Raw genomic sequence first — 8,301 nt, 5'->3', positions numbered from 1 at the left:
ATAAAAGGCTATTCCCTCTTATCACCTTTCACGGAATTAAGCAGTAGTTGTTTCAGTTTCAACTGCTGTTTCTTCACCTTGTTTAGCTTCTAGAATAGCATCAGCAACTTTAGAAGTTAAAAGTTTAACAGCACGAATTGCATCATCGTTTGCAGGGATTACATAATCAATTTCGTCTGGATCACAGTTAGTGTCTACGATACCAACGATTGGAATGTGTAATTTTTTAGCTTCCGCTACTGCAATACGCTCTTTACGAGGGTCAATGATGAATAATGCATCTGGAAGTTGTTTCATATCTTTAATGCCGCCTAAGAATTTTTCAAGACGCTCTAACTCTTTTTTAAGTTGAACTACTTCTTTCTTAGGTAGTACTTCGAAAGTACCGTCTTCTTGCATTTTTTCGATATCTTTTAAACGTTTGATACGTTTTTGGATAGTTGAGAAGTTAGTTAATGTACCACCTAACCAACGTTGGTTAACAAAGTACATACCAGCGCGAGCTGCTTCTTCTTTAACAGAATCTTGAGCTTGTTTTTTCGTACCTACGAATAAAACAGTACCGCCGTCTGCAGCTAATTCTTTAACGAATTTGTACGCTTCTTCTACTTTCTTAACTGTTTTTTGAAGATCGATAATGTAGATGCCGTTACGCTCAGTGAAGATATATTTCTTCATCTTTGGGTTCCAACGGCGAGTTTGGTGACCGAAATGTACACCAGCTTCTAGTAATTGTTTCATTGAAATTACTGACATGTGTTTTTCCTCCTAATGGTTTTAAGTCTCCTCCGCTCATTTCATCTTCAKCCGAAACTACAAAAAGTAGCACCATCAACCGAATCAACAAGCGTGTGTAATAACACCAAAAACAAATATAGCACACTCCTTTTTCACAAGCAAGCGTTTCATTAAGTTTATTGATGAAATTTCAATAATAATTCAATTTCAGTTTTCCCTCTGTGTAAATGTTTTGCAATTTCTTCAATTGTTAAACCTTTCCCTTTTGAATAAACAGAAAATTCTTTTATCTCTTCATCTGACAAATCTTGAATTTGGTCTGTAGTTAATTCATCAAAAGGTGTGCGTATATGCTTCTGATTTTCTTCTATAGAAAGAAGTTCATGCAGCGACTGGGACGGCTCACTTTTTAGATCCACCCTTTGAACAGGCACGTCTTCTTCATCTACCAAAGGTGATTTTACGCTGCTTTTTTCCGCTTCCGAAGAAAACGAAGTGGAACGCTCTCGAAGCTGCCTTAAAAACTGCTCGTTTTGTTCTTGAAATTCAGCCAGATATGAACTCATCGCAGCTTCCATTTTATTTATATTTTGCTGGTGCAAGCGTTCAATCCTTTTCACTTTGGTCACTTGCATATATAAAAGAATAATGCAAAACAGTGATAGACCATGAATTAAAAAACTAACTATGAGTAAAAACCCCATCCTTTTACCTCTTTGCTAAATTATTTTACTTAAACTCGTACGCATTTTAAACAGCGCTTTCGAATGAATTTGAGAAATACGTGAAGTAGATAGCCCTAACAGCTGTGCGATTTCTGTAAAAGTTAACTCTTCTTTATAGAATAATGAAACAACGAGCTGCTCTTTTTCATTTAGCTGCTCGATAACTTCAGCAAGCTCTTGATATCGTTCTTCGTTAATTAGCTCCTCTTCAGGAGAGAGCGTTTTTTCATCTTTAATCGTATATTTTTGTTCTCCATCTTCATACTCTTTCGGCTGTTCTTCCATTGACAACACGTTAGCCAAAAAGCCTTCATTCATCGTATGAACGACATCTGCTTCTGTCATGCCTACTTCTTTTGCAACCTCACTTGGTGCAACTCTGCGCAAGTACCTTTGTTCAAGTGCTTCTGTTGCTTGCTCAATCCTTTTCGTCTTTTCCCTTGCGCTTCTTGATAACCAATCTTCTTTACGAAGCCCGTCTATTATCGCCCCTCGAATTCGAAAAGACGCATATGTATCAAACTTTAAGTCTCTACCGTAATCAAACTTTTCCAAAGCATCGTAAAGACCGATTAACCCTAAACTACGAAGCTCTTCTTTATGAATATTCTTCGGCAGCCCCACGCTAATCCGCTGAACGTGATAGTTAACGAGCGGCATATACTTTTTAACAAGCATGTTTCCCGCATGTGAGTCTTTCGTCTCTATCCATTCCTGCCAAATTTTATGTTCTTCAACTTCTTGTATACTTTTCAAGGGTCTTTCAACTCCTTTTTATAGCGCTATTAAACAGTCAGAGCGCGCTTTATATCGTTTTTATCCCTTCGTTAATCGTACGAACCTTTAAAATAGCCGTTTGAGGATCAAATTCAATTGTGCGTCCGTTGTGTCCTCCTGTAGCTTTTGCTGCAATTTCTACACTGTTTCTATGCAGCTCTCTCTCTACTGCTTGAACATTTCGAAGGCCAATTCGCATGACATCATTTCTTGGTTCAAATTGAAACATCTGCGCGCCTCCTGCTATTTTTGCTTTTAACAATTTTCTATGTGCGCCTTGTTTAATCAACATATTTATCAAATCAAAAATGGCTGTATCTGCATATTTTGCTCTATTAAAAGGACATTTAGCTCCGCTTGAATCCGGAAGCATCACATGGGCGAGCCCAGCTACTGAGTGAATAGAGTCATAAACGACAACTCCTACACATGATCCTAATCCCGCTGTTCGAAGCACTGCGGGTGCATGTGTAACATTCATCTCGGCAATTCCTACCTTAATCACTTGTTTATCATCTCTCACGATTCTTCAACTCCTAGAACCTTCAGCGTGATATCCATTATTCGTTTGGCTCACTGGAGGTGGTCTTCTAAAGAGAGCACTTTAGGTAAATTTAGAAGAACAATTAAACGGCTATCTACTTTAACGACTCCGTTTAAGTATTCTACAGCCGTTCCTTCAACTGTTTCAGGCACTGAAGCAATCGTTTTTTCATCAATATCCACTACATCATTTGCCGCATCGACAATCAAACCTACTTCTACATCATTAAGACGAACCATAATAATACGTGTCAGCTCATGGTTAAGCTGTTCTTGCAAGTTAAAACGAGTGCGCAAATCAATAATCGGTGTAATAACACCGCGAAGGTTAATAACACCTTTTACATATTCTTTCACTCCAGGAACGCGTGTTATGTGCTGAATCTTTTCAATCGACTGCACTTCTTCTACTGAGATTCCGTACTCCTCGTCTCCTAATTGAAACACAATAATTTTCATGCCTTTCTTCCTTTCTTTTTACAGCATTTGTTATTTAATCAAAGCGTTGCAATCAATGATAAGTGCTACTTGTCCATCCCCTAAAATCGTGGCTCCTGAAATAGCAAACACATCCGGCAGATAATGACCTAGAGATTTTAAAACAATTTCCTGCTGACCGATAAAAGAATCAACAATTAGCCCAGCGGTCTTTTCTCCTTTTTTCACGATGACTACTGAATAATGATCACCTTGTACTGAGTTAGGCACAGTGAATAGTTCTTTTAAATCAAGAAGAGGAATAATGGTTCCTCGAAAGTCAATAACCTTTTGACCGTGTACATGCATGACCTCTTTGGGCTGAACAATAGCTGTTTCAATAATCGAAGAAAGCGGCAAGGCATAGCGCTCTTCACTCATTTGCACGAGTAAAGCAGAAATGATAGACAGAGTGAGGGGCAGTTGAATAGAAAAACGCGAACCGTATCCTTCGTTAGAATCGATCGTTACAGAACCCCCTAGCGATTCAATCGTGTTTTTCACGACATCTAAACCTACTCCTCGTCCGGAAACATCTGAAATTTGCTCAGCCGTCGAAAAGCCCGAAGCAAAAATGAGCTCGTACACTTGTTTATCCGTCAGCGTTTCAGCTGTTTTCCCATCAATAATTCCTCGATCCAACGCTTTTTGCAGTACCTTTTCACGATTGATGCCCGCCCCGTCATCTTCTAAATCAATAAAGACATGATTTCCGCTATGATAAGCTTTAAGGCGAATCGTTCCCTTTTCATTCTTTCCGTTCTCTAAGCGTGCTTGAGGCATTTCAATTCCGTGGTCAACGGCATTTCTTAATAAGTGAACAAGCGGATCTCCAATTTCATCAATGACGGTCCGGTCCAGCTCTGTATCAGCTCCGACAATTTGAAGTTCAATTTGTTTCCCTAAATCTTTTGAAAGCTGTCTCACCATACGGGGAAAACGATTAAAAACGGTTTCTACAGGCACCATACGCATATTTAAAATAATCGTTTGCAAGTCTCCCGAAATACGAGACATCCGCTCTACCGTTTCGTCTAATTCGCTATTATTCAATTCTTTTGATATTTGTTCTAACCTGCCTCTATCAATAACTAGTTCTTCAAACAAGTTCATGAGACTGTCCAAACGGTCAATATTAACTCGAATCGTCTTGTTATTTGAGGGCTGTCTTTTCTCTTCAACAGGCGATTTTGAAGGGGCTGACACGGTAAATTCCTGTATGGCTGCTGCTACTTCTGGTGAAACAAGCTCCTCCATTTCTGTCTCCTTTTTTACGGGGACCGCAGCAATTTTCACACTTTCTACTTCAGAGACTTCCATAATGCTCGCCTGCAGCTTTTCTTGTGATTCGTTTGTTACTAATATAACGATAAAAGATGATTCGAATTTTTCTTGTTCGATATCTTGAACAGTTGGCGCTGACTTAATGACGTCTCCTGCTTGCTCTAACACATCAAATACCATATAAGCGCGTGCAGCTTTTAATAAGCAGGTGCGTTCAAGCTGTACGGTTATTTCAAACGCGTTAAACCCTTGGTCTGCTGTTTGGCTGAGCAGCGTTTGTACTAATTCATCGTACTCAATGGAAGAAGCTGCATGCTGTGCTACGGGTTTCTCTGCTACAATACGCTGCAGCTTTTGAACAAGCAATTTGACATCAAGCTGACCATCCCCGCCTTCAGAAATAGATTGAACCATTATTTCTAGCGCATCGACTGATTCAAACAAAGCATCAAGAACTTCCGTATGAACGTCGAGTTGGTGATTTCGAACAGCATCTAACACGTTTTCCATTTTGTGAGTTAATTGTGCTAAATCATCAAATCCCATTGTTGCAGACATACCTTTTAACGTATGAGCAGACCGAAAAATTTCGTTTACATAGCCAAGATCATCGGTATTTTTTTCAAAACGCATTAGCTGGTCATTAACGTTTTGAAGATGTTCCCTGCTTTCTTCAATAAACACTTCTAGATATTGATTCATATCCATCGTAACTTTCCCTCCTATTTCTGTGCGTAGCGAGAAATAAAGCTTCCAACGTTTCGCAACGGTTCAATATAATCAACAAGTTTTGTAGAAACGGCTGATTTGGGCATCCCATAAATGACAGCTGTTTCTTCCGATTCAGCCAATATAAGCGCGTCTTTATTTTTCTTTAAATCAATAACCCCTTCCGTTCCATCCGCCCCCATTCCTGTCAACACAATAGCAAGTTTTTGATAACCTAAAATTTTACTAATCGACTGAAACAAACGATCCACTGAGGGGCGGTGTCCCTTTACAGGTGAAGAAGTATCTAAACAAATGCTAAGCTGTCCTTTTTTCTCTACAACCGTCATATGAAAACCTCCAGGCGCAATATAAGCACATCCTGAGCGAACGATTTCATTGTCTTTTGCTTCCTTCACTTCAATAGCAGCTAACTGATTTAGTCTAACCGCTAATGATTTTGTAAAATTTGGAGGCATATGCTGCACAATGAAAATAGGTGCGTTTATGTCTTTTGAAACAGTTGATAATACTTCTTGCAGCGCACGCGGTCCTCCAGTAGAAGTGCCAATACAAATCATTTTGTTCACTTTCGTCCCCATCTGGAGGTTATATACACTGCTGTTTTGCACGTGCTGATGACTGCTTGAAGATATGTTGGCTTTACTAGCAAGCAATAGTTTAGAGATAAGCTCATCTTTCACTTTGTGTAAGTCCAGCGAAATAGCTCCCGAAGGTTTAGCAACAAAATCAACTGCGCCGTACTGCATAGCGGTCAGCGTATTTTCAGCACCTTCTATTGTTGTACTCGATAACATGACAACAGGAAGGGGCTTCACACGCATGAGCTGTTTTAACATATCTAAGCCATTCATTTTGGGCATTTCAATATCAAGTGTCACAATGTCTGGCGACAGCTCGAGCGCTTTTTTTAACCCTTCTTCACCGTTACGTGCGGTACCCACAACGTGAAAACGACTGTCACATGCTAAAAAATCGCCGATTAGTTTTCGCATAAATGCAGAATCATCTACAATAAGCACCTTTATTTCATTCACTCTAATTTCCTACCTTTCAAGAAAAAATCGTTTGAGGCGCCGAATAAACATTCCCTCGTTTTTAGCCGTTATCCTATTGTCTTGAGGAATAAGAATACTCACCATTTCTATTAGTGATATACTCGCTTTAGATGCTGGATTTTGAAGCAAAAAAGGCGTTTGGCGATTGACCGCTTTCTGGACAGCTTGATCGTTTGGTACAATACCTAATAGAGAAATAGATATGTTCAAAAACTGCTGAACAGCTTGGCTAAATCGTTCATACGTCTCATTTCCTTCTTTGTCAGAAAGCGTTTTGTTAATAATAAGACGAACCGGTGCTGATACAGAATAGGAAGCTGCTAGCTTAATAGCAGCGTAGGCATCTGTTATAGATGTAGGCTCTGGTGTTGTGACCACAATCATTTCATCTACAGCTTTTAAAAACTTAAGCACACTCTCTGACATGCCCGCTCCCATATCAAAAATCATATAATCATATTGATTTGTTAACGAATTCAATTCTTGTATTAAATGAGCAAGATCTGATGGAGACCATTCAAATACAGAGGAAATTCCTGTTCCACCAGCCACATAAGCTAAATTTTGAGGACCTTTTTTAACAATTTTCTGGATGGAAAGCTTTTTTTCTAGCAAATCCACCATCGTATATGAAGCAGTTTGCCCAATCAAAATATCAATATTTCCCATCCCTATATCCATATCAAAAAGAAGAACTCTTTGCTTTTGCTTCGTTAGCGCAAGAGATAAGTTTAATGATAGATTCGACTTTCCAACTCCTCCTTTTCCGCTTAACACGGCTAGTGTTTTACAATTCCTTAAAGAGCTTTGATGCTTCTTTAACACTTTTTCTCTTAAAACTGCTGCTTGATCATTCATCTTTCCAATCTCCAAACACATCGTCAATAAACTCTTTTATTTTAAATGCCGAAACATCTTCTGGTACATCCTGCCCATTTGTTGTAAAAGCAGCCCGCTTGCCGCAATGATATAACATATTTAAAAGCGAGCCTTTACGGGTAGTTTCATCTTGCTTCGTAAAAATCAAGTGATCAACAGGCAGACTAGCAAAACGTTCATATACAGCTTTCATATCTGATACTTTTGACGTTAGGGCTAAAACAAGAAACGTTTGCAACTCTTCTTGAAACGTAATAATTTTCTTTAAATCATTTACATATTGCTGTTCTAAAAAGTTACGGCCTGCTGTGTCAATAAAAATCACATCGTATGCTTCCGTTTCTAGCAAAGCTTTTTTAAAATCTGCTCCGTTATAACAAATCGTTAAAGGCGCATTCAAGATCGAAGCGTACGTCTTGAGCTGCTCAATCGCTGAAATTCTATACGTGTCAGTTGTAATAAATGCTATTTTTTGATTGTGTTCCAGGACACATTTTGCGGCCAATTTAGCAAGAGTTGTTGTTTTACCGACACCTGTTGGTCCTACTACACTTACATATTTTTTGAAAGGACCGCTCCATTCACTTGCTTTAAACTGATTGACAAACCAGCTCTTCGTCCACTCCATAAGTTGATTTGAGTTAGGGCGATGTAAGTAGTAGTACTCTAGCATAGGAGCCTCTATGCTTTTTAAAATAGCTTCGTCTATTTCTTGCAAACGCAAATAGGCAAACACATCCTCCACTGCTTTTGGATATGAACCTGAAGAAACCTTTGGCATTTGATTCATTTGTGAGACAAGAGTATTTAACTCACTGAGCTGCTGCTTCATAAAAGATTGATTATCTTCCATACTGGGTTCTGGCGGCGATGAATTCTTCTTTACGCTCCGCTTTTCTACGGAATCGACAGCTGCCAATACTTCTATTTTCGCCTTAGTAAATAAGCCAAGAAACCCTCCTGTTCGAATTTGTTTTGAATGTAAAATAACCGCTTCCTCACCTAAATCTGAACGAATGGCTTTCATAGCTTGCGGCATGGATGCTACTACGTATTTTTTTACTTTCATCAGATATCCACCACTCCAACAC

At 39.1% G+C, this 8,301-nt stretch carries 9 protein-coding genes; all 9 read right to left on the bottom strand.

Annotated elements, in window-relative coordinates; translation table 11 throughout:
* Positions 1-36: 36 nt before the first annotated feature.
* Positions 37-756 (bottom strand): 30S ribosomal protein S2, encoded by a 720-nt coding sequence (gene rpsB / locus AC1DRF_RS12015; protein WP_013058850.1) that lies wholly within the window; start codon positions 754-756, stop codon positions 37-39.
* Positions 757-914: 158 nt separating this feature from the next.
* Positions 915-1,304, bottom strand: a complete 390-nt coding sequence (locus AC1DRF_RS12010; protein ID WP_477740814.1) for a hypothetical protein — start codon at positions 1,302-1,304, stop codon at positions 915-917.
* A 153-nt stretch (positions 1,305-1,457) separates the two neighbouring features.
* Positions 1,458-2,219 carry a FliA/WhiG family RNA polymerase sigma factor gene (locus tag AC1DRF_RS12005; protein WP_043976506.1) on the bottom strand — a complete coding sequence of 254 codons (762 nt, stop codon included), beginning with the start codon at positions 2,217-2,219 and terminating at the stop codon, positions 1,458-1,460.
* A gap of 49 nt (positions 2,220-2,268) precedes the next feature.
* Positions 2,269-2,763: a chemotaxis protein CheD gene (locus AC1DRF_RS12000; RefSeq protein ID WP_016765382.1), complete on the bottom strand. Its 495-nt coding sequence runs from the start codon at positions 2,761-2,763 to the stop codon at positions 2,269-2,271.
* A 50-nt stretch (positions 2,764-2,813) separates the two neighbouring features.
* The gene (locus tag AC1DRF_RS11995) at positions 2,814-3,242 is read right to left on the bottom strand and encodes a chemotaxis protein CheW (protein WP_427075204.1); all 429 of its coding nucleotides are present in this window, start codon (positions 3,240-3,242) and stop codon (positions 2,814-2,816) included.
* 30 nt (positions 3,243-3,272) lie between these two features.
* Positions 3,273-5,252, bottom strand: coding sequence for a chemotaxis protein CheW (locus AC1DRF_RS11990; protein ID WP_477740813.1), 1,980 nt, complete (start codon positions 5,250-5,252; stop codon positions 3,273-3,275).
* 14 nt (positions 5,253-5,266) lie between these two features.
* Positions 5,267-6,310, bottom strand: coding sequence for a protein-glutamate methylesterase/protein-glutamine glutaminase (locus AC1DRF_RS11985; RefSeq protein WP_477740812.1), 1,044 nt, complete (start codon positions 6,308-6,310; stop codon positions 5,267-5,269).
* A gap of 9 nt (positions 6,311-6,319) precedes the next feature.
* Positions 6,320-7,189 carry a MinD/ParA family protein gene (locus AC1DRF_RS11980; RefSeq protein WP_427075207.1) on the bottom strand — a complete coding sequence of 290 codons (870 nt, stop codon included), beginning with the start codon at positions 7,187-7,189 and terminating at the stop codon, positions 6,320-6,322.
* The gene (gene flhF / locus AC1DRF_RS11975; RefSeq protein WP_427075208.1) at positions 7,182-8,279 is read right to left on the bottom strand and encodes a flagellar biosynthesis GTPase FlhF; all 1,098 of its coding nucleotides are present in this window, start codon (positions 8,277-8,279) and stop codon (positions 7,182-7,184) included. Before flhF ends, AC1DRF_RS11980 begins: the two co-directional genes overlap by 8 nt.
* Between the last annotated feature and the right edge of the window lie 22 nt (positions 8,280-8,301).

Source organism: Priestia sp. P5_B4, from assembly GCF_056400385.1.
Note: the sequence above shows the minus strand (reverse complement) of the source record. Positions and strands in the feature narration are given on the sequence as shown.

Coding starts and splice junctions, on each gene's coding strand:
- rpsB (WP_013058850.1), bottom strand. CDS start 756: ATGTCAGTAATTTCAATGAAACAATTACTAGAAGCTGGTGTACATTTC.
- AC1DRF_RS12010 (WP_477740814.1), bottom strand. CDS start 1,304: ATGAGTTCATATCTGGCTGAATTTCAAGAACAAAACGAGCAGTTTTTA.
- AC1DRF_RS11995 (WP_427075204.1), bottom strand. CDS start 3,242: ATGAAAATTATTGTGTTTCAATTAGGAGACGAGGAGTACGGAATCTCA.
- AC1DRF_RS11990 (WP_477740813.1), bottom strand. CDS start 5,252: ATGGATATGAATCAATATCTAGAAGTGTTTATTGAAGAAAGCAGGGAA.
- AC1DRF_RS11980 (WP_427075207.1), bottom strand. CDS start 7,189: ATGAATGATCAAGCAGCAGTTTTAAGAGAAAAAGTGTTAAAGAAGCAT.
- flhF (WP_427075208.1), bottom strand. CDS start 8,279: ATGAAAGTAAAAAAATACGTAGTAGCATCCATGCCGCAAGCTATGAAA.